At 28.5% G+C, this 22,810-nt stretch carries 22 protein-coding genes; 8 read left to right on the top strand and 14 right to left on the bottom strand.

Annotated elements, in window-relative coordinates:
• Positions 1-192 precede the first annotated feature (192 nt).
• Complete coding sequence (locus tag K292_RS16810; protein ID WP_084145974.1) at positions 193-435, bottom strand: manganese catalase family protein; 243 nt, start codon at positions 433-435, stop codon at positions 193-195.
• A 279-nt stretch (positions 436-714) separates the two neighbouring features.
• Here K292_RS16810 and K292_RS0110405 point away from each other — a divergent pair, with 279 nt between their 5' ends.
• A complete protein-coding gene (locus K292_RS0110405; protein ID WP_027399790.1) occupies positions 715-1,188 on the top strand; it encodes a TM2 domain-containing protein in 474 nt (157 codons plus the stop codon).
• A 1,290-nt stretch (positions 1,189-2,478) separates the two neighbouring features.
• On the opposite strand, the gene K292_RS18665 is transcribed toward K292_RS0110405, so the two are convergent.
• On the bottom strand, positions 2,479-2,637 hold the full coding sequence (locus tag K292_RS18665) for a hypothetical protein (protein ID WP_156900523.1): 159 nt from the start codon (positions 2,635-2,637) through the stop codon (positions 2,479-2,481).
• Between the two features lie 270 nt (positions 2,638-2,907).
• Between K292_RS18665 and K292_RS17915 the strand changes: the two genes are divergently transcribed.
• The 6 genes from K292_RS17915 (at position 2,908) to K292_RS0110365 (ending at position 5,823) form a co-directional block, all read left to right on the top strand.
• Complete coding sequence (locus K292_RS17915) at positions 2,908-3,225, top strand: hypothetical protein (protein WP_156900522.1); 318 nt, start codon at positions 2,908-2,910, stop codon at positions 3,223-3,225.
• Between the two features lie 135 nt (positions 3,226-3,360).
• Positions 3,361-3,543: a type II toxin-antitoxin system HicA family toxin gene (locus K292_RS0110385; RefSeq protein ID WP_027399788.1), complete on the top strand. Its 183-nt coding sequence runs from the start codon at positions 3,361-3,363 to the stop codon at positions 3,541-3,543.
• 36 nt (positions 3,544-3,579) lie between these two features.
• Positions 3,580-3,981 carry a type II toxin-antitoxin system HicB family antitoxin gene (locus tag K292_RS0110380; protein WP_330364955.1) on the top strand — a complete coding sequence of 134 codons (402 nt, stop codon included), beginning with the start codon at positions 3,580-3,582 and terminating at the stop codon, positions 3,979-3,981.
• Between the two features lie 25 nt (positions 3,982-4,006).
• Positions 4,007-4,111, top strand: coding sequence for a type II toxin-antitoxin system HicB family antitoxin (locus K292_RS18865; protein WP_169515455.1), 105 nt, complete (start codon positions 4,007-4,009; stop codon positions 4,109-4,111).
• Positions 4,112-4,114: 3 nt separating this feature from the next.
• On the top strand, positions 4,115-4,270 hold the full coding sequence (locus tag K292_RS18660; protein ID WP_156900521.1) for a type II toxin-antitoxin system HicB family antitoxin: 156 nt from the start codon (positions 4,115-4,117) through the stop codon (positions 4,268-4,270).
• A gap of 5 nt (positions 4,271-4,275) precedes the next feature.
• Positions 4,276-5,823, top strand: coding sequence for a recombinase family protein (locus K292_RS0110365; RefSeq protein WP_027399786.1), 1,548 nt, complete (start codon positions 4,276-4,278; stop codon positions 5,821-5,823).
• Positions 5,824-5,857: 34 nt separating this feature from the next.
• Here K292_RS0110365 and K292_RS19455 read toward each other — a convergent pair whose 3' ends face one another.
• The gene (locus K292_RS19455) at positions 5,858-5,992 is read right to left on the bottom strand and encodes a manganese catalase family protein (RefSeq protein ID WP_084145973.1); all 135 of its coding nucleotides are present in this window, start codon (positions 5,990-5,992) and stop codon (positions 5,858-5,860) included.
• Positions 5,993-6,089: 97 nt separating this feature from the next.
• Positions 6,090-6,215 (bottom strand): hypothetical protein, encoded by a 126-nt coding sequence (locus K292_RS19305; RefSeq protein WP_281168547.1) that lies wholly within the window; start codon positions 6,213-6,215, stop codon positions 6,090-6,092.
• A 225-nt stretch (positions 6,216-6,440) separates the two neighbouring features.
• On the opposite strand from K292_RS19305, the gene K292_RS17910 reads away from it, so the two are divergent.
• A complete protein-coding gene (locus tag K292_RS17910) occupies positions 6,441-7,058 on the top strand; it encodes an RNA polymerase sigma factor (protein WP_027399785.1) in 618 nt (205 codons plus the stop codon).
• 619 nt (positions 7,059-7,677) lie between these two features.
• On the opposite strand, the gene K292_RS0110345 is transcribed toward K292_RS17910, so the two are convergent.
• The 10 genes from K292_RS0110345 to K292_RS18860 all read right to left on the bottom strand — a co-directional run.
• Entirely contained in the window at positions 7,678-8,010 is a 333-nt protein-coding gene (locus tag K292_RS0110345) for a hypothetical protein (RefSeq protein WP_027399783.1), read from the bottom strand.
• 173 nt (positions 8,011-8,183) lie between these two features.
• Entirely contained in the window at positions 8,184-8,426 is a 243-nt protein-coding gene (locus K292_RS0110340; RefSeq protein ID WP_027399782.1) for a hypothetical protein, read from the bottom strand.
• A 257-nt stretch (positions 8,427-8,683) separates the two neighbouring features.
• Positions 8,684-9,322, bottom strand: a complete 639-nt coding sequence (locus K292_RS0110335; RefSeq protein WP_027399781.1) for a hypothetical protein — start codon at positions 9,320-9,322, stop codon at positions 8,684-8,686.
• Between the two features lie 753 nt (positions 9,323-10,075).
• Positions 10,076-11,197 carry an RHS repeat-associated core domain-containing protein gene (locus tag K292_RS0110325; protein ID WP_027399779.1) on the bottom strand — a complete coding sequence of 374 codons (1,122 nt, stop codon included), beginning with the start codon at positions 11,195-11,197 and terminating at the stop codon, positions 10,076-10,078.
• A 517-nt stretch (positions 11,198-11,714) separates the two neighbouring features.
• A complete protein-coding gene (locus K292_RS18960; RefSeq protein ID WP_027399777.1) occupies positions 11,715-12,887 on the bottom strand; it encodes an RHS repeat-associated core domain-containing protein in 1,173 nt (390 codons plus the stop codon).
• A 132-nt stretch (positions 12,888-13,019) separates the two neighbouring features.
• Complete coding sequence (locus K292_RS0110310) at positions 13,020-13,274, bottom strand: hypothetical protein (protein ID WP_027399776.1); 255 nt, start codon at positions 13,272-13,274, stop codon at positions 13,020-13,022.
• 437 nt (positions 13,275-13,711) lie between these two features.
• On the bottom strand, positions 13,712-14,251 hold the full coding sequence (locus tag K292_RS0110305) for an RNA 2'-phosphotransferase (RefSeq protein WP_027399775.1): 540 nt from the start codon (positions 14,249-14,251) through the stop codon (positions 13,712-13,714).
• Between the two features lie 5 nt (positions 14,252-14,256).
• Positions 14,257-14,625: an SMI1/KNR4 family protein gene (locus K292_RS0110300; protein WP_027399774.1), complete on the bottom strand. Its 369-nt coding sequence runs from the start codon at positions 14,623-14,625 to the stop codon at positions 14,257-14,259.
• Between the two features lies 1 nt (position 14,626).
• Complete coding sequence (locus tag K292_RS0110295) at positions 14,627-21,289, bottom strand: RHS repeat-associated core domain-containing protein (RefSeq protein WP_027399773.1); 6,663 nt, start codon at positions 21,287-21,289, stop codon at positions 14,627-14,629.
• Positions 21,290-21,333: 44 nt separating this feature from the next.
• A partial coding sequence (locus tag K292_RS18860) for a cohesin domain-containing protein (RefSeq protein WP_037373034.1) occupies positions 21,334-22,810 on the bottom strand: 1,477 nt, incomplete at its 5' end.

Raw genomic sequence — 22,810 nt, 5'->3', positions numbered from 1 at the left:
ATCACCTATCTTTGATTGGTTCATTGAATCCGAAAAAGTTGACATCGGATTTTTTTTATATTCTTCTATTTTCCGTCAGTAATTTCAAGAGCCACTTAGATTTTTTAATTTTTTTGTGGTAAAGAAAAAAGGTTTACCAACTCGTCCAAAGTTATCAGGTAAACTTTTTATGTATAAATTTGTTTTTATCTTTTAGAAATATTGTTCTTGTGAAGTCGCATCATCTGCTGCCATATCTTCTACTAAATCTGTAATAGCATCACCTTTTGATGCAAAAGCCGCAGCATTAAAAGGTACTCCAGATGCAGCTATAGGATAAATTCCTGCAGTATGATCTACAAAATAAGTATCCCACCCAGCTTCCTTAATTTGTTCCATCGTCATATTTCTGGTAAGTTGGTGTACAATAGTTGCAACCATTTCAAAATGTCCCATTTCAATAGGATACTGATGATATCATAATCCTTATAAACCTTGAAATTCTAACGTTTATTTTTGACTATTTTGTATACATTTTTTAGGGCTTATATTACATATAAAAAATAATTAATTAAATTTACATTGCCTGAATGTTTTCTTTCTTTATTATACCTTTTTCTCTTTTATTAAACATGATTTTCCATATATTTCTTGCCCTTAAAACACCTCTATGATAGAATCATAATGTAATATTTACCAATTCATTGTAGCATTTAAATTTATGGAGGATTACAAATGGACCGAATAGTCAAAATTACCGAAGAAAAAATTGTCGTAGGAACAGAAGGTGGTGGCATTATTGAAGCTAGACGTGAGGATTTAGATTTCGAGCCCTCATTGGGGGATGCTGTAAATATATTTACTAGTGAAACTGATACAATAATAGCTAAAGCAATAGAAACACCATCGCTTGAAAGTGAAATCGAAAAAAAGGGAATCAATATTAACATTACAAATGAAAATGCCTCAAATAATACAGGTTTCTCTGGAACTAATAATGGACGAAAAGTAGTCAATAAAATAGCTTATATTTTATTAGCAATATTTTTAGGTTCGTTAGGCATACATAAATTTTATTCCGGAAAAACAGGTCTGGGTATATTATATTTATTATTTTGCTGGACTTTTATTCCCGGGCTCATTGGTTTTATTGAGGGAATATTAGCTATTTTTAAAGATCCTGATGCTAACGGTAATATTGTCATTTAAATACATAATTAATAATTACATATTCTTATGCAAACAGCCGGATACTATGCTGGCTGTTTTAAGAAAGCAGATTGCTTCTACTTTTTCTCTATTTTAGATATTAAATTATATATTTATGTAATTCAACAATTATTTTTCTACTTGTAATAATAGTGTATGAAATATAATTTTATAAATTAATTTTAATTTGTTAAGAGACTTATATAGTTTCTGCGTGATCTGAATTACTTGCCAGTGCTTCAATTCTCATTGAAGCAATTTCATCACCATCTTTTCGCAATGTTTCAATTGACTGATACAAAGCTATCTTTCTTTCATTAGTAGCTCCAGCTTTATTTGTGTAGGTTTCTACAATTTGGCAAAGGTTCTCTAAATTATCATCTTTAAGCCTAAGCGCAGGAGCATCTTCAACGGATACCTTATGATGTACTGTGTCAGCTATTGCTCTTCTTCCATACTTGACAAAGATATTTATCTCGCCTTAATATGTGTGCACGTTTCTTAATCCAAGTGGGTTGATTTATAAAATTTCTGTGTATCAATCAATTTGATAATCTCCTTTCAAATATATTAGTTGTAATAAAAATCAAAAATGTTTATAGTTAAATTATGTAATGTATATTCTTTGATAAATAGGAAGGGAAAATAAAATGAAAAGTAAATTAATTAGTTATCTTTTACAAGCCCTAGCTGCATTATTTATTAGTACACCGGTTATATTACCTTTGTTATTTTACGGAGCATATTTATTCATAGGGAATATAAATTATAATTTCTTGCCTTTAGTTTATTTTATATGTAGTTTTATAATTGCAATTATCTCTTTCATAAAATATAACTATAAGGTATTCGCTATAACTTTCATCTTGATTAATACCTTTTTTTCCTTTCTATTGTATTTAGTGTTTGAAATTTCAATGAGTGCCTAATTTTTATTGTAATAAAAAAACACACCTATCGATGTAGTTTTTAAAGAAGGAATATTTTATTATTTCTCTTGATGTTATCATAATCGCATAAGCAAACTTACAGTTAATAGTATTTTTTATTACTTTAATTTGCATTTTAGTCAATGTTACATTTGTTTCATTTTGTCATGTTCATTTTTTTCAGCAAATACTTTAATTCCAAATGAATAGAGCGTTTTTTTGCTCGAACTTGTCATATCTAACATTCTGTAATGTTCAAATAATTTACTAAAAATTTATTCATGGCTTGTCCACTTTTATTTTTGGGTAACTTCTTGTCCTCTTTTTAGTTTTAACCCTCACTAATGAGGGTTTCTCTATGTTAATCGTTCTTATTTTCATTTTTTCTAATTTTTTGTGCCAGAATACTTGCAACTGTATTTATATAATCTTCTCTTTCTTTTAGTTCTTTTTCCGTTTTATTTCTGTAAGCATCATCATTGAATTTAATTGTTGCACCTGTTGGTGTCTTATATTCCATTACTACTATGTGGATCACCTCCAGTACAATATATGGAATTTTATGAATGTCCTATGAGCAATCTTTCTTAAGACTTATTACCAACTTAGAAAAGCTCTAAATTTAAGCCAGGAAGAGTTTGGTCTAAAACTTGGTGTAACTGCTTTTGGTGCTACCGTCTTAGCTCCCGTTATAGAAATAACGAAAATAGAAAAAGCTGATGCTACTATATTTAATCCTTCAAAGAAAACAATACAAGTAAATCAAACTTTAGAACAGCATAATCTTACAATGACATTACAAAAAGTAGAAATAGCCGACAAATCAACAAGAGTTTATTTAAACATGGCAAATAACTCTGGAAATAGCATAAGCGTTTATACTTTTAACTCTTATATCCTTCAAGATTCTACTCAGTTGGATGAATCAGAAATAAGCTATGACGAAGCTACTCTCAAGAGTGAAATGGTGAATGGCAGTGAACAAAGCGGACTTCTTTCTTTTGAACCTGCATCCGTTGACGGCGGTTCTTTAAAGATTGTTTTAGATATATCTAGTGATGATTTTAATATTGATTTTTCCCCATTTACTTTCGATGTAAATTTATAATTTTAATACTAGCAGTAAAAAACTTCTTGTTAAGGCAGGAAGTTTTTTTATTTTATAATGATTACGTATTTTACGCATATTTTATTGACGTACGTATTAATACGTGTTACAATAATGTCATTGAAAGGAGAAGCCATGAAAACACAGGAACTACTAAAGCTATTAAAAAAGAACGGAATTAAATTTAAGGAACACGGAGCAAGACATGATATGTATTATAGTCCAATTACAGGCAAATCCTTTCCGGTTCCAAGGCATAAAGCAGAAATACCAAATGGAACACTAAATAGTATATTAAAGGATGCAGGTCTCAAATAGAGTCCCTCTTCATCCTGTTTTTAAGGAGGTTTGATTATGAAATATGTATATCCAGCAATATTTACAAAAGAAGTAAAGGGTTATTCAATCCATTTTCCCGATTTAGAAAGTTGTTATACTCAAGGTGACAATTTAGAAGATGGAATTGAAATGGCTGAAGATGTTTTAGCTTTCACTCTGTATAATCTTGAAAAAAACAAAAGTGTCATACCTGCCCCTTCTGATATTAAATTATTCACTGCTGAAGGGGAAGATTTAGTTACACTTGTTAAATGTGATACTGCTTTATATCGAAAAAGAAATAGCAGTAAAGCTGTAAAAAAAACATTAACAATTCCCGAATGGCTAAATGAAGAAGCAACTTCAAAAGGAGTAAATTTTTCACAAGTATTGCAAGAAGCTTTAATAGACTCAATTAATAAAGAAGGTAAGCTGTAAAGTAAAGAGGTTAAAGAGGTTAAAAATGTTAAAAATATACCCTGCAATATTTCATAAAGAAGATAATAGTTTTTGGGTTGAATTTTCTGATTTAGGAGGATGCCAGTCTTGCGGGAATTCTCTTGAATAAACTATGGAAATGGCTCAAGAAGCTTTAGGACTTTATATAGTTTCAAAATTGGAGCATGATGAAGATATACCAAATGCATCTGCTATTGATACTATTACTCCAAAAGATGGATTTATAGCATATGTTACTACTGATATTGATAAATATAAAGGATGGTGAATGTAATGTCGGAATGTATATATTTGAGAAAATCCAGAGCTGATGCAGAAGCGGAGGCTCGTGGCGAGGGTGAAACTCTTGCTCGTCATGAGGCACAATTAATGAAACTGGCAAAGAAATTGCATTTGAATGTAACCAAAATTTATAAAGAAATAGTATCAGGTGAATCAATTGAAGCACGTCCTGTTATGCAGCATTTATTAAAAGAAGTGGAAATGGGTATATGGGATGGTGTTCTTGTTGTGGAAGTAGAACGTTTAGCAAGAGGCAATACTTTAGATCAGGGCATAGTATCTCAAGCATTCACTTATTCTAATACGCTAATATATACACCTATGAAAACTTATGATCCTACTAATGAATTTGACCAAGAATACTTTGAGTTCGGTTTATTTATGAGCAGAAGAGAATATAAGACTATAAATCGCAGACTAATGACAGGGAAAATTGCTTCTATAAATGAGGGGAAGTATGTAGGCAATAAACCTCCTTATGGATATGAAATAGTTAAGATCCAAAAAGAAAAAGGGAATACACTTCGTATAATTCCTGAAGAAGCAGAAGCTGTTAAACTTATTTATGAACTATATGTTAATTATGATAAAGGTCCTAGGTTAATTTGTAATGAATTGGATAATAGAGGATATAAACCTAAATATGCAGAATCATGGTCTCCTTACACCGTTCAAGATATGCTTGCTAACCCTGTCTATATTGGTTTTATTCGTTGGAATGGCAGAGCCACTATTAAACATGTTGAATCCGGAAAAATTATTAAAAGCAGACCTCGTAATGAAAACCCTATTTTAGTAAAAGGATTACATGAACCTATTTTAGATAAAAACATCTGGGAACAAGCTCAACTTATACGTAAATCCCATTCAAGACCACGACTTAACGCCAAATACGGAGAAATAAAAAATCCTCTTGCCGGTATAATTGTTTGCGGAGTATGCGGTAAAAATATGTCACGCAGACCATACAACCAATCCGGACAATTACCTTCTTTGGTATGCACTAATCGAAAATGTAACAATATAAGCAGCAGGTTAGATTTTGTAGAAGAAGAATTAATAAATCAACTTCCTTTATGGTTAGCTCATTTTAAACTACAGCTGGAAAAGAATTGTTCACCTGCTACTACATCAAATGATATAGAAAAATCATTAACTCGTGCTAATTCAGAATTACAACAATGTATAAATCAAATTGACAGCCTTCATGATTTCTTGGAGCAAGGTATTTATACTACAGAAATTTTTTTGGAACGCTCCAAGAAGCTTTCTGAAAAGCGAAAAATTATAAATAATAAAATTGATAAATTAAAGGAAGAATTGTCTCTTAAAGAAAAAGAAGGAAATGAGAAAGATATCATTCCTCGAATAGAAAGAGTTATAGAATTATATGATAAATTAGATGATCCAGCAGATAAAAATACACTTCTAAAATCCGCTATAGAAAAAGTGGTTTATACTAAAAAAGAAGGTGGGAAATATTCAGGCAAAGAGCGTAGTTTTTCCCTTGAAATATTCCCTTACCTACCTAATAAATAGCTAAAATTTCAATGCTAAGTTGTTTATGATATCATCAGTGTACGGTTTCTTCTGTGCCGACATCATTTAATATCCCAATACACTGCTTATATGGCATTGTATATCTTTGAGATAAATATCTTAGTGTCGCACCTATTTCTCCATCCGGACCACCATACTGCAATAACATATTATAATGAATTTTAATAATATTAATTGATATAACTGTAATTTTTAATATAAAAATTTAATATTTTTATAGATTTAATATTCTAATGCTTATTATTTTAATCCTTTTTTGAATCTATTTCAAAACTTTTTCTATTATTCCAATCTTCTATGGATTCTTCTGATAACATCCATAACTCTAAAATTCCCAATTCTTCATCTTCAATAATCTCTACAAAACTCATAACCTCGTTCCTTTCTGCTTACTAAACTAAAAAAATATTTTCTACTGCAAACCATTTTTTACGTCATATATATCCCCCCTAAAAAACTATCTATATATAAACACGTAAAAACATTTCATTATCGTGTACTTTTTATAAAAATTTTTTTAATTATTTTATAAATATGTTTTTTAAATTATTTAGCATTATAATAATCATTCGATTACAATATTCAAAGAGGTTAAAATGAGAGAATGTGATTATATATTTTTAAACAAAGAAATTGATAAATACTATAAATCTTTAATGAAGTATGTTTATACTATAACCAGAAATATTTATGTAACTGAAGATATTGTGCAACAAACTTTTTTAACTTCAACTGAAAAAATAGATCTAATACGAAATTATGATAGTTTGATGCCAATTTTTAAGAAAATAGCAAAAAATATATTTTGTGATAAATACAGAAAAGAAATTAAAATAGCTAAGGCTTTAAAAATTCTTGATGGCGAAACAATAAAAGTAGAAAAAGATGTTTTGAACACAGTTTTAGAAAAAGCTAAAAACAAAGAAATTTTAACAGCTATAAACAAATTAAAACCTAAATATGCTCAAGTAATACGCCTGCATTACATATACGAAGAACCTCTAACTGAAGTTTCTCGATTAATGAATTTAAATTATAATACAACTGTTTCTATAAACAGAAGAGCACTAAAACAATTAAAATTAATTTTAGATCCAAATAGAAAAACGCCTGTTAAAAATAAACATAATAAAACAAATTATCTGTTTTTAATACTATTTAATGAAATAATAAATATAAGCTTTGAGTACAAAAATTTATCTAAAATACAATAAACAACTAGCGGCAATTAGTAAGCCCTAGACAGTCAGACTTGTTTCTGTTACTCACTATTTTTTGACTCATAAAACATGTTCCTACTTAACTGATGTTAATGTTAGAAAGATTATTTCACTTTTTTAATTGATCTTTCCTAAGTTTTATCCTACATTGTATTATATCATAGTTATTTTTGCTTCATCTGTTTTATGTCCTGACTCTAAACGCATAATTTCATCATATTTATAATTTTTATATTGGTATAATTTAGGGTTAGATATTTCTATCTAACCCCTTTTGTTTTATTTACTGTTGATTAAAAGGTACTCTTTTTAAATATATGAATAATACCTCTTGATTACTATTTAACTTAAATTCATATGTATATGCGAATACATACTCAAGAACATAATTAAATAACTAATATTAATAAAATAATTTATTTTTCTTAAAGTTTTAGAGTTTATATCTTTCGATAATACAATTATTATTATAGATGGAATAAAAGTTAATCTAAAATAAAGATATACAAAAAAATTTGGCACGATTAAATAATATAGATAAGCTGATATAGCTATTATTATATTTATAATACCTATTATGATTATATTTTTGCCCATTTATCTATCTCCTTAATTATCTTAGAAACGGTTCAAATATGGTAACTACTAAGAATCCACCTACAAAAGTTACATTTAGGAAATATCCTATAATATAAGTTATATTTAAGTACAAATGTGTTTTATATATTTTGCTATTTTTATTGATAGGTAATCTTCTTATTAAATCTAGGAATACTATAGTAATAATAATTGAAAATAAGGAATATTCTCCTGCTATTGTAAACCAATTAATTTCTTTCCAAAATGATGACCACCCATTAAATCTTCCTAAAAAATAATATAATAATATTATAAAATTAAATATACAAAGTACAATAGAAGCTTTGATTATTTTTGTATTTTTCATTTAATCTACTCCTTTCTACTCCTAATGGTGCTAAAAGTGAAAATGTTTTAAAGAACTAACTGCATAAGCAAGAAGAAACTATCAACATAACTCTAAATAAAAGCTGTGGAACGACTTGGTTCGCCATTCCCACCACTTTAGTTCTGAGTTATGTTTCTATTATTACAAGAGATTTATTTATCGTGATTTATTAATATTTTAGATCTTTCATCAAATGAGGATACATCTTCTTCATCATATAAAGCAAAAGTAATCTCATGCTCATATTGCAAATCGTTAATATGAACGTGATGCTCTTGGCTACTTGTTTCCAACATCGCTTTAAGATCGTCAAACAATTCATGAACTTCTACTCTTGTTAAATAAATGTTTATGTCTTTCAAAGCTTTATCATTTTCAGTATCTAGAATTCTCATATCTAACCTCCTTAATTATGTGGTACATCTGTAGGATATATCGGTCCTGATTTTTGCCATTACATAGAAAGTCTTTTACAGATTTTCCCTTACTAATTCAATTTATATTTATACTCTGATTTTACTCTTAAAATAAATTCACCAGCTTATATACAAATATTTTGCTAATCACAACTTTTCCAATATTCATTATTAGATTTTTATTTTTTTAATTTGATTATATTGTCTAACATAATAAAGTAGCTATTATTAATACATCATGTATTGTCTTCGAGAGTCTGTATTGCAAAATCCTGCATTTCCTCTTTAGTAATTTCGCTATTTTCATTCAATTCGAGTTCTTCTTTGGAAAACTGACCTAGTGCATATCTTTCAAGGGTATTTTTCATTTCAGCATTATCAGCTTTTAAAAGAAATTTTCCACAAGCCTCTATCCATTTCCATTCATTATTAGCAACTAATTCTTCCGCGACTTCTATAAATGATGGATAATCCTTTGGATCATATTCTGTTATCATAAATATAGACATCCCTTTAAAACTATCCTTTTTTATTCTATAAATTAACTCTCCATAAAGCTCATAACATCTTATTTCAGGGGAATCAATTATAGTTACAATATCAGGTTTACAAAACTCTCCATCAATAACAAAATATGTAATTTTTTCTTTTCCTAAATCATCCATTACTGTTACTCTAGTATAAATATGTGGGAAATTATATGTTTCGTATTTAAATAAGAATTCATCTCCTAAGCTACTTTTTTTAATTTCTTCACTTTTTCCAACAAAACCATCACCCCATTCCGAAAAGGCTTGGCTTATAATCCAAATGAAACATATTACTAAAATAAAAACTGAAGTAAAAATTAAAACAAAAATGTTTTTAAAATTCATTATTAAGCACTCCCATATTTATAATATCCTTATTTTCTTTCACTCACTCAATACCTTATTCCAAATAAAATCTGTAAAAGCACCTCTTATTGCTTTTGATTGATTCTTTGGTACTTTAACATCATTAAATAATGGCCATTTATTAGTGTATTTGATAAGAAATACATTTATTGTTCTTCATAATTTGTCTAACTTATTAGTTTCAAAGCTCTTATATTTGTTGCTATCTTTTGTCCTGATGACTTGTTTCCATTATAACATTTATTCCCTCATACTTCTGTTAATCTATTAAATCTATTGTGGTTTTACTTCTTTACCTTTTTTAATACTTTATACCTTTTTTTAACCTTAGATCATTTTTTAGTATAAAAAACATAGCTGTATTACTAAAAATTAGCTACACAGCTATGTAATAAACTTATATTAATGTATTAAAATTTACAACCATAAATATGGTAATATTATTTTAAATTGAATAATTGATATTGGTATACTTGTTAGCATTAATGTTATACTAATTATTCTTAAATTTTTTAAATATAAAAAACTTGATATTAACAAAGTTAATAAAATATATATTATAGGCACCATTAGTGTATTAGAATAATTAGCAGCATCAATTACATTATTCGAAATAATATTTAGAATTCCTATTAAAAAAATGGGAGCTGTTAATATTTGTATAAGCACTATAGGTATTAATAAAATGATATACTTTTTATCTTTTTCAAACACTATTATATAAATCCTTTCTTAATTTTTATTTATTTGATTTTTTATTTCTTTATATTTTTTTTGAGCATATTTATTATCATCAAATTTTGCTTTTGTATCCTCACTAGGTACTAAAATGCCATAAACATTTCCAAACTCTTTCCAAGGATTTACATCATAAGTAAAATGATTAAGGGAATATGGATAAGCATAATTATAAGTACCCATATTAATTGGATCCGTTACTAATTTCTTAGTTAAACTACTATATACTCCTTCAAAGTGACCATTCTTAGACACAAATTTCAAATTATACTCCCCATTAGTTCCATACATATGATAAATGCTTGCATCTACTGGTAACAATGTCCATTCTTTCTTTTGAGATAACTTTATCATATCAGAAAGATTTTCTGGTGCCCAATTTAGCTTATTTCTAAAGTAATGAATTTCTTTAAACTTATCATAATTCTTAACCCTTACATAAAAAGGTCTTCCACCATTTCTTTTAATCTCATAAGATTCTGTATATGGAGTAATGCTTAATACTATATCATTAACCATATCAATAAAATCCATATATTTAGATGAACCGGAATTTTTTAATTTTGCAAATGACTGTGGAGATTTTTCCACATCCCTCATTATTTGTTCCATAGCATTATAGCTACCTTTTCTCAATAATAATTTTTTAATATTCACAATGTATTCATTACTACTAAAATCTATCACACCATTACTGTTTTCACTATTATTAGCGCACTTATTATGCCCACTAGGATCTACATATTTTAATGGATTGTTTGCTACGTATGTATATAAATTCAGTCCATCTCCTCTATATGTATCTTCTTGCATAAATCTTCCTACTTGTGGATCATAGTGTCTTGCTCTTAAGTAGTACTTGCCTGTTACTTCGTCATATTGTTCTCCTGCATATTTATATCTGTTTGGCAGGGTTTCCATTTGTTCTGTTATATTTCCAAATGGATCGTATTTATAGTTATTTAATATGTTTCCTTGACTATTTATTACGTCTAAAATATCTCCATGTGCATTTGATAAATAGTACGTTTGTTGATTCGCATCATTTACCTGACTTACTAGCTCTAAACCTCTTATATTTGTTGCTATCTTTTGTCCTGTTGAATCTATTTCCATTATAACATTTATTTTATAAAAAACCTCTATACTGTTATAACAATATAGAGGTTAGGATTTGTATACTTTAAGAATTTAATTTCTCATATATACTGGATTCAATAAATACTTTATCTTTATCACACCTATCTACTACCAGTTGTAATAATTCTTTATAATGTCGATATACTGGTGATATTATAACTTCTTCATTATTACTATTAATGGAAGCTTTAAATATTTGTATCGAGCCATGATAAGTATATTGCTTAATTGACCGTATGTCTTTAAATTTTATTATTCTTTTTTTTAAAAAAGTTTTATGACATATAGATTTTTCATTAACGATTATACATATGTAAAAATAGTGAATTGTAACAAATACAATTACAATAAATATAATACCTATAATTATAATATTAATTAAGTTATTGTTCAACTTTATGTTTTGTATTACTTTATTAAATGTATATATAACTACAATTAAGTTTATTAAATGTAATATTACATTAAACCTAAATATCTTCATTTCTAAACCTCACTTAATATTATACTTTTTATATATTTTATCTTGTAAAATCTCAACTTGTTCCGCAACCTTTTTATCTATGGACATAGCCATATAAAATGGCATAATATAACTTGTTCCCATTGATTCTACTGCTAATGGACTTCCTACAGCTACAGCTGATCTTGCAGTTACATAACCCGTAGCTACATTTATTCCAGTTCCTCCTACTTGAGTTAATCCTTTTATAATTTTTTGGTTTTTTGTATTTCCATTATCCTCTACTACTGTATTTATTAAATCATTTGCTAAGGTTACTGCTACTACAGCATTTCCTGCAGTCCCAACTGGCTTATATGGATTAACTTCTGTACTGCCATTTACAATCTTTGTACTATTCTCTTTTAACTCACCTGCTATACCTGATGCAGTACCTGCTCCACTTTTTAGTGTCTCTTTAACGTTTGAAGTATCTTTTTTCTTTTCTTTCTTTTTTTCCTTTTCTTCCCTTTTTTCCTTTTTTACCGGTACTTCTTTCCCTTTTTTAATTATATAATCACCTTTTGCAGTATGAATTATGGTTCCATCATCAAGGCTTTTTTCATCAAACCTCATTATCTTGCCATCTTTTCTAAGAGCAAAGCTCTCATTTCCATTTGGCAATGTTATTTTAACAGTCCTATATTCACTATTTAAAGAATTAGCTTTTAAATAATGGTCCGTAATTTTTTTAGGATTGATATTATTATATGCAATAAGGTTAGAATATTTATCATATCTACTAGAGCTGCTATTATTAGCACACTTGGAATATCCACTAGGATCTACATATTTTAATGGATTATTTGCTACGTATGTATATAAGTTTAATCCATCTCCTCTATATGTATCTTCTTGCATAAATCTTCCTACTTGTGGATCATAGTGTCTTGCTCTTAAGTAGTACTTGCCTGTTACTTCGTCATATTGTTCTCCTGCATATTTATATCTGTTTGGCAGGGTTTCCATTTGTTCTGTTATATTTCCAAATGGATCGTATTTATAGTTATTTAATATGTCTCCTTGCCTATTTATTACGTCTAGGATATCTCCATGTGCATTTGATAAATAATACTTTTGTTTATTTTCATTATTTATCTGACTTATTAACTCCAGACCACGTATATTTGTTGCAACCTTTTGACCTGCAGAATCTGTTTCCATTATAACATTTATTTTATAAAAAACCTCTATACTATTATAACAATATAGAGGTTAGGATTTGTATACTTTAAGAATTTAACTTTTCATATATACTGGATTCAATAAATACATTATCTTTATCACACTTATCTACTACCAAAGGTTACTTATATCAGGAACAACATTACAGGTATATAAACGATTAAATTTGGGCGGGTGATGAATCAATTCATCTATAGGAAATCTAGGGTAGGTACGATATGTTATCTCAACCCTTGTTAATTCTCCCGCCACTTCTTCTTTTTTCACTTCTTTCAACTGATTTTTCTTGTCATATACCTTGCAGTAACCATGTTTATTTCTTTGTCTTTTATTACCAATATATCTTGTTCCTTTATAGTTATTCATCTTTCTCCCTGTATTAGAAGTAGAAGATATGCCTTATTTGGTTTTTCAATATGAATTTCATAGTGGTATCCATACTTTCCAATGAAATTGTCTATTCCGTATAGAACACATACTCCATTTATGAAATACTTACTAAAAAATGAATAATTTTTAAAATGCTATTATACTTGATTTCTAATAGACAGAGGGAAAACAAAGCTTAGGAAAAATGCAAAAGAAATGAGGGTAACTGATAATATTAGAAAAGATTTTGTTTTGGACTAAAGTAATTAACGTGATACTATTCAAGATGTGCGTACACTTGATTTTATAAATTTTTCGTATAGGGCTCATATGGGTTATGTTTATCTTAGTAATCGTATTGGAATCATTCGGTACTGGATAGCCCCTTTTTTAAAAAGTAAGATGGTCCTCCAAAGACGACCATCTTAATAGAATTATTGAAATTCAATATATTCACTTTTTATTGAATCTGCTAGCCAAATTTTATCGTCTCCTTTATAAAAGGAGACTCCATTCTGCCATGCTAGTGTTGCCTTTATTGTTAGTATTACAGGATTTTTATCTCTTCTTTTTCCTACCTGTAAAGCTGTTTCTTTATCTAAAGATAAATGAACATATTGCCTTTCCTGTGATAATAATCCTTTTTCTTTAATTGAATCAATGAATCTTCTAGCAGTACCATGATATAAATATTCGGGTGGTTCATTTGACTCTTTTCTAATTTTTGATGATACAGAATGACCATATAGAGCTCTGATTTTATTATCAACAATTTCATGACGTTTTTTATCAGATGCATCTATCATTTTAAATAAATCATCAACTTTAAGTAAAGCCCACTTCTCATTTTTATTCAATGCTTTAAGAAGTTGTTGGACACTCACCCACCCATATTCATCTAATACCAACCCATATTCAGAAGGTGCATGCCTTAAAGCATAAGAGACTTCTTTGCTCAATTCTAAGTATCTCATTTTTATCACTCCAATGCTTCTTCTCTATTTCTTTCTATCATCTCTTGTATTGCATCTTGTAGCCATTCCCATAAATCAGCATAAGTTCTTCTTTGTTCATAACCACTAGATGCAAAATCATGGATTATTTGGACTTTATTTGGTTCTTTTAAATCAAAACAAGCGATATCATCATTATCATCTCTCCTAGCGAAAGGTACTAGATATCTTTCAGGGTATCTTTGCCTTAACTCATCTAACCTAGTTAATGCTTGTTCTTCATTCATAATATACCAAAAATCAAAATCTAATAAGTTTAATTCAATAATCTTAGTGTAAGGCTCTGGATATTCAAATCCTTTTTTTCTAAACTCTTCTGGTAATTTATTTATCATTCTATTTAACCCTCTCCATTTCATATGACCCAAATGGGTTATTCTTTTTAAAGCTTGATTTTTGCTTGCCAATTCTTAACTCTATTGCTTCTTCCCATGTAGTAGGTACACCCTTCTTAGTTGTAAATCTTTTAATTAGATTTTGAGGTAATACGTCGTTTGCATTATGCACTACAGCTTTAACATCAATTCCAGCTGCTCTAGCTGCAACAACACGAGTATTATCTATAGTTGTAAGACCACCATCAGACATTCTAACAACATCAATTGGTTCTCCTGTCCAACCCTTCTTCTTCATACTCTTAATTATCTCTTGTGAACCATTTACAGAACTCTGACTAAATCTGATTGCGTTAGGATTAAGATTTATCATTCCCTTAGCAACTGTTGTTCCAGCTTTAGCAATATTAAGTGATATTGTCGCTGCCGCATCTACACCTCCAGCAATCATTCCAACCTTAGTAAAATGCTCAACCTCATATATTTGATCTAATTCTTGTACTTCTAATTTTGTAACATCAATACCCTTTGATTCTAAATAGCTTAATCTTGTATAAAATTCCATTCCAAAAAATCCACTATTTTTTAATTTAAGAATATCTATTCTGTTACTTGGGATTGTATCATTCCATGCACAATATACTTGTCCTGCAGGATCTTTTATATATTTATACTTTTCTAATGAGAGAGTATAACGACCAGCTTCCATTGCTCTAAAATCTCCAACGTTACCACTATATGCAATAAGATTAGAATATTTATCATATCTACTAGAGCTGCTATTATTAGCACACTTGGAATATCCACTAGGATCTACATATTTTAATGGATTGTTTGCTACGTATGTATATAAGTTTAATCCATCTCCTCTATATGTATCTTCTTGTATAAATCTTCCTACTTGTGGATCATAGTGTCTTGCTCTTAAGTAGTACTTGCCTGTTACTTCGTCATATTGTTCTCCTGCATATTTATATCTGTTTGGCAGGGTTTCCATTTGTTCTGTTATATTTCCAAATGGATCGTATTTATAGTTATTTAATATGTCTCCTTGCCTATTTATTACGTCTAGGATATCTCCATGTGCATTTGATAAATAATACTTTTGTTTATTTTCATTATTTATCTGACTTATTAACTCCAGACCACGTATATTTGTTGCAACCTTTTGACCTGCAGAATCTGTTTCCATTATAACATTTATTCCATCATATATATACCCTGTTGTTTTTGCGTTTTCTATTGTTTCTGTTCTTAAACCTAAAGCATTATATTTATTGATTTGGAAACTCTCATCCGGCAATGTTACTTCTGTTAATCTATTAAATCCGTCATACTTGTATGTTGTTGCTTCACTTCCGATTTTTTCCTCTATTAAATTTCCATTTAAATCAAAGTTATATACTGTAGCTTGTCCATTTATAGAGCTTTGTTGTAATTTATTATTACTATCGTAAGTGTATGCTGTTATTTGACCTCTGTAATTTTTCTGAATTCTATTTCCAACATTATCATATGTATATTTTTCAGTTATATTTTTTGGATAATAGATATCCTTTAATCTGTCCAATTTGTCATATCCATATGTTGTTGTTTCACCGTCTATGGTTTGTGATATTACACTTGCGTTGTTATTATATTGATAGTTACTTTGCGTTATAATATTTCCTTGTGAATTTCTTGCTATTATTGATTGTACATCTTTATCCTTCGAATAGCTATAATCTACTGTGATTCCTGAATCATATTCTATTTTGCAGACTGTGTAATCAGCATTATAGTTATATTTTGCTTTTTGCTCATCATTATATAATACTTTATTTAATCTTCCTATAGAATCATATTCATAACCAACCTTTTCTTCAAAATTGTTAGAAATACTTTTTTTATTACCATTCATATTATAGCCATAGTTAAGTGTCATTTCTCCATTTTTATATTTCTTTACAATTTGGCCATTTTTATTATATTCAAAAGTATCTACTTGTGTATTATTTATTGCTGCTAAAACAGTTCCGTCTAAATTATATAAATATTTTTCTATCTCATCGGTTCCTTGTATTTGCTTTTGAACTATATTATTATCTGAATTATATCTATTAATAATATTTTGTCCTTTTCTATCTATTTGCTTTGCAATTCTCCCTTCTTTATCATACTTATATGTTATCTTACCATTATTAGGGTCTTTTATTTCTTTTAACATATTTAAACTGTTATAAACATACTCTGTTGTGTTGTTATTTCCATCCACAGTTTTTATTAAGTTACCTGCATAATCATATTCATAGTTTGTTTCAACATTATTTGCATCTATTACTTTTGTTATATTCCCCCATATATCTCTTTCATATGATGTGGAGTTTCCTTCACCATCTATATAATTTAAGATATTTCCTGATGCGTCATAACTATATTTTATATTTCTTCCTTGTGGAGTTATAACAGATGTTACCCTATTTCCTATATCATATGTATACTCACTTGAATAATTTGATTTTTCCATATAATTTATTAAATTTCCATTTAAATCATATGTGTTTTTTTCTATTATATTGCCTTCTTCATCTATAATCTCTATTAATCTGTTTTGATAATCATAATTATAGACTTTTCCCTTACCGTTATCAGTTAAGCTATTGTAATTTTCAGGTTGCACTACTTTTTTCGTGTTTCCTTCTTCATCGTAAAAGATTCTAGTTACTCCGCCTTCTTTATTTTCTATTGAAGTTAGCTTGTTTAATGCATCATAGCTATAATTTATTTCATTACCGTTGCAATCCTCTACTTTTACAATATTACCAACTTTATCATACCTATATATTGTTTCTCTAACATCACTTCGTGAATCTAATTCATATGATAAATTTTTATATTTTCCTGCTATATTTTCTTGACGTTTTTCTATCTTTTTAAGTTTCTCAATCTTATTAAGAAAAATCCAATCTTTTACATGATCAAGATCTGCATTATCAATTAATCCACTATTATCAATATCAAATTTTTCATTATATCCTACATCTTCTACTTTAGTTCGCTTTTGAAGGGCTGTTAATGTAAAGTCATTAGTTTCTATTTTTTTATCACCATTCATATCCGGTATTTGTACATAGATATTTTTGCCAATTAATTCTGTATATGTTTGTAGATTTCCCGAACCATCAGTATAGTTTGAGTCCGGTTTTATTTCAATATAACCAAATCCTTGTATCAGATCTTTAGTTTTCATATTTAATGTTAAAATCTTAGTCTTACTTGTAATATCTACATTTTCTAAATTAATTGTTATTTTACCTGTTTGTGTATTTATTTCAGCATTATCAATACTACTTTCGGCTTCTATTAATTCAAAAATTCTAGAATCATAATCTATTTCTATAACCGAAGATACAATTTCATCATTTGCATCTATGATAACGTCATATTGATAAGTCTGGTCAGGATATATTACTTCTCTATTAGAAGAGACATATATTTTATTTTGTTCTATGTCTATATCATCTACAGTTACTTCTTTATTTTCTTTTATTAGTTTATTATCGCTATCATATTCATAAGTAGTAATATAGCCTTCTGGAGAAATAGTTTTTAAAAGGTTATTATTTTTATCATACTCATATTTAGTTTCTATTTTAGTTGTTCCTTCACCACCTATATTTAAATCTGAAGAATCTGCTTCGTACCATTTTTCAACTAATCTACCTAAGCTATCATATTCAAAGCCTCTTGTTTCGAAAGTACTTTCATTTATTTTAGTTTTTTCTTCGATTAAATTACCTAATCCATCATAAGAATATTGTAAATAGGCACCATTTGAATCACTTATTGTTTTAATTTTGCCATTTTTATCATAAGTATTTTCTATTATAAACCAATTGGACGGTTCATCAGTTAGTGTTACATATTCTGATGATTTTTTCTCTTGGATCATTCTGCCATTTTTATCATAAGCATATTGTCCAATATTATAGTAAACCTGTTCACCTTGTTTTTTTACAGGAGTTCTTTTTTCTATCATCCATCCCATCAAGTTGTATTTATATACCGTTCCATATCTTTGTGAATCGCTGCTGCCTGCTTGATAACCTTTTGCATCAATTTCTTTTATAATTCTTCCAGCTGTATCATATACATATCTCTTTATAACATTACCGTCATCATCTTTTATTTCTTTAATTCTATTTAATGAGTCATAAGCATAGTTTATTCCTTTACCATCATCAGTAGTTTCACTATAATTATTCGCATTTATAGTTTCAATAATATTTCCTACAGCATCATATATAATTCTTGATTTTTCACCTGAAGGATTTTTAATTTTAATAACTCTATTACTGCTATCATATTCATATTTTACACCTAATGCATTTTGCAGGTCACTATTATAGTTATTAGCATCTACTTCTTTTACTTTATTGCCATCCTGATCATATAAAATTGCAGATGTATATCCTAAAGAATTTACTTGTTTAATTAGCCTGTCCATGCCATCATATTGATAAGTTACACCTATACCATCGTCTTCACTAGCATTATATTGTTCAGGGCTAATCTGTTTTATTAAATTACCTCTGCTATCATATTTTAATCTGGTTATATTATTATTTGGGTCTACTATTTTTTCTACCTTATCTAAGTCATTATATGTATAGTTTGTGGTTCCGTAAGCAGTAGTTTCCGAAATCTTTCTTCCTAAATTATCATATTCAAATTCAGTTTCATTACCTTCTGCATCTGTTATCTTAGTTAAGTTTCCTAAATTATCATAACTAAAATTAGAAATGTTACCTTCTGCATCCTTACTAGTAATTATTTGTCCCTTGGGATTATATGAATACTCATTAATTGCATTATTCTCTTCATCAATTTTTTCAATGGTTTTCGTTAAATTGCCATTATTATCATATACAAAAGTTTTAATTTGTCCGTCTTGCGTACTCATTTTTGTTATATTATCGTTTTGATCATATTCAAAGGATGTTTGATAATTAAAAGGTGCTGAAGAAGTAGTTGATAATAAGTTTCCTCTTTCATTATATTGGAAAGTTGTTACATTACCATTTCTATCTTTGATTCTATTCTTATTTCCCCATTCATCATAACCATATTCCTCATATGATCCATCATCATATATTTTTTTATCAATATATAATTTATCAGTATATTCATATTTAACATTTCTATTGGTTTCTTCACAAGTATATGTGTTAACCATATTAAGCTCGTCGTAATTATATGTAGTAATATTGTTATCATCATCTTTTTGTTTAATGATTCTGCCAAATTCATCATATTCATTCTCAATAAATCTAACATTATTTTCATCTGTGATAGACGTTATACCCTTGCTATTATAATCGTAGCGAACCACACCACCATTAGGTTTTATTACACTTGTTAAATATCCACTACCATTGTAATTATATGATATTTTCCTATTATTTGAATCAACAATATTTTTAATCTTTCCGTTTTCATTTGTAAAGGTCAGACTTTTTCCACTTGCACTTATAACCTTATATAAATAACCCGAGCTATTATATTGTAATGTTACAGAATTATTATTTAAATCTGTAATTGAAATTAGCTTGCCATTATTATATTTATAAGTTAATTTATCATTTCTTTTCAAATCATATGTATTATTTGTATTTTTATATAACTCATCAAATTCCGCTTCTGAAGCTGTATATTTATTTGTTCCCGAAACAGGTTCAAACACCACAGAGTGACCATCAGGATAAGTGATTTTAATATCTTCTGATGACATATTCTCAAGTACAGTATCATAATTTAATCTCCAAGATTTTCCAATCTTACTTACTCTCTCATCTAAAGAATTATAGTACCTAGATACTTCTAAACTTGGTCCATAACCTTGTATTTTTAAATCTGTCTCATTGGAATAATAATTACCTGTAATTATATTTACCGGTTCATTTACACACTCTTGATTATAACTTTCAGCAAAGTTCTTTTCTTTATATTCTTGTGTAACTCCAACTCCTTCATATTCTTGTTCATATGCGCTTGTTGAATCTTCCGAAACCTCACCTGAATAATATCCAATATTATTTATTCCTTCAACCCAAACTACTCTATATTTTATTGTTCCTTCATACTGTCCTTCCCAAACGCTTATTTTTCTGTAAGAACCATCTGAGTTATGTACTTCATCTTTATCTATTAATACGGTATCTACTTTGTGAATATATCCTTCATATCCATCTTCATCAATATGATAAGTTTCATGATCATCTGTTCCACCCCAAGAATATGTAGTTTTGTAAAGCTTACCACTGGAATCATAATAATTTGTTATCGTATTATTATGAGTTTTATAAAATGTTCTTGGATCTTTTATTCTCTCATAGTAACCAGCATCTTTCGTCTCTGTATCAATAAGATTAAGTATCCCTTTATATCCATTTTCATTATACACATAAGTACTTTCAGGAGTATCTTCTCCGAATTGTATTTCATGTCTATTCACATATGCGGTTTCTCCAGGAATTATTTTTAACGTAGCTTGCCCTTTTTTTTGTAAAATTCCCGTTTTAGTTCCCTCAGTATATTCAATCTTATCTGAAAAATTATTTGCACTGTTAGTTTTAGTTGTATTTATTTTCCCATATGGGGTATCTGCGTATCTATTTATTGTCACTATTTTGTCCTCCAAACTTTTTAATTAAAAAATAGGTAGCGTTGCTACCTATTTGATAAAACTTTAATATTAATTGATGCACTCTCATCTACATCACAATATTTTGATAACGAATTGACAATTCTAAGAGTATTTGAATCTAAATTTAAAGTAGTATCGTTTGACTTAAGTTTTAGTTTTATACTTACTATATCAAATTGCCCTTTCTTGCCTTCTCTCTTTCCTAGTAGTGATGCCAATACTTTTAACTTACCAGTTTGATCATCATTTAATACACTTATATATGTGTTATCCTCTTGTGTCTCCATTATATTTTTAATGTTGCCCATAAGAATTGAAACTTTATCCGCATCATATGATAAATCAAATTGTACTGTGTATAAATCATCAAATCCATTACATTTTAATAGGATTTCTACTTCATCATTATCTACTAGATCTTTTAACCAATTATTAGCTGCTAAGCAAATTGCTGGTTTTTCATTTGACCAGTTTATGGCAGAAGCAACTTCACTCCAATCTCCTGATGAGATATTTTTTGCTTTTACTCTATAAAAATATTGTTTATTCTTCAGAACATCTTTATGAACATATGTTGTAGTATCTGTTTTGTACGTGCGGTTACCATTAATTTCTATAACATATTCAGCAGCATTATTAACATAATCCCATGTAACTATTATAGAATCATCTTGAGCCACTGCCTTTATATTGAACGGAGCTTCCAGTAATGTGATTACTAATCTCGGACTCCAACTACTATAAACGTCTTCGTTGACAGCTCTTATTCTGTAAGTATGTTGTTCTCCTAAATGTAAGTTATCATGTAAATATGATGTATCAAGTCCAACATCTACTATGGTTCCATCTACTTCTAACTCATATCTTTGAATTGATTCTACTTTATTCCATGCTAAACTTATTGAAGTGTTATTTGTATCTGCAAGTCTTAATGTTACTGGGTATAGCATATCTGGCATATACTCATGGTCTGGTACTGGAAGGCTTCTTAAAAATGGATATGAACTACCGTCTTTTATATCCCAAACATTTTCAAAATCCCAGTTAGTAAAGGTTACTTTCGAAGTTAGTTCATCTGTTGTCTTAGCTTGTTCTACTGGAGTTGTTAATCCAGTTATGCTGCTGTTGTAATAGCAATTTGTAATTGTTAGTCTATTATAATAATTTACTCCTACTAGTCCTCCTTTTCTATCTCCTTCACTGTTTACCTTTACTGCCGCATAACTATTTTTTATTGTATTTGAATAGTAATTAGATCCTATTAATCCTCCTACACTATTTGTTCCTGTTACTTCTCCTAGTGCAAAACTATTTTCGATTGCTGGTTCACTTATTGTTGTGCTAAGGTATAAGCTTCCTACTAATCCTCCTACATCAATATCTCCTTCTGTTTTTACTGATGCATAGCTTTCTTTTATAGTAACATCTTTATCTCTTACTTCTCCTATTAATCCTCCAACTTGTTGTTTCCCTTGTATACTTCCAGTTCCTTTTATTCCA

The organism is Anaerovorax odorimutans DSM 5092, from assembly GCF_000426305.1.
GTDB classification, from domain to species: Bacteria; Bacillota; Clostridia; order Peptostreptococcales; family Anaerovoracaceae; genus Anaerovorax; species Anaerovorax odorimutans.
The sequence above is the reverse complement of the archived record's forward strand: the minus strand, read 5'-3'. Positions and strand labels throughout refer to the sequence as shown.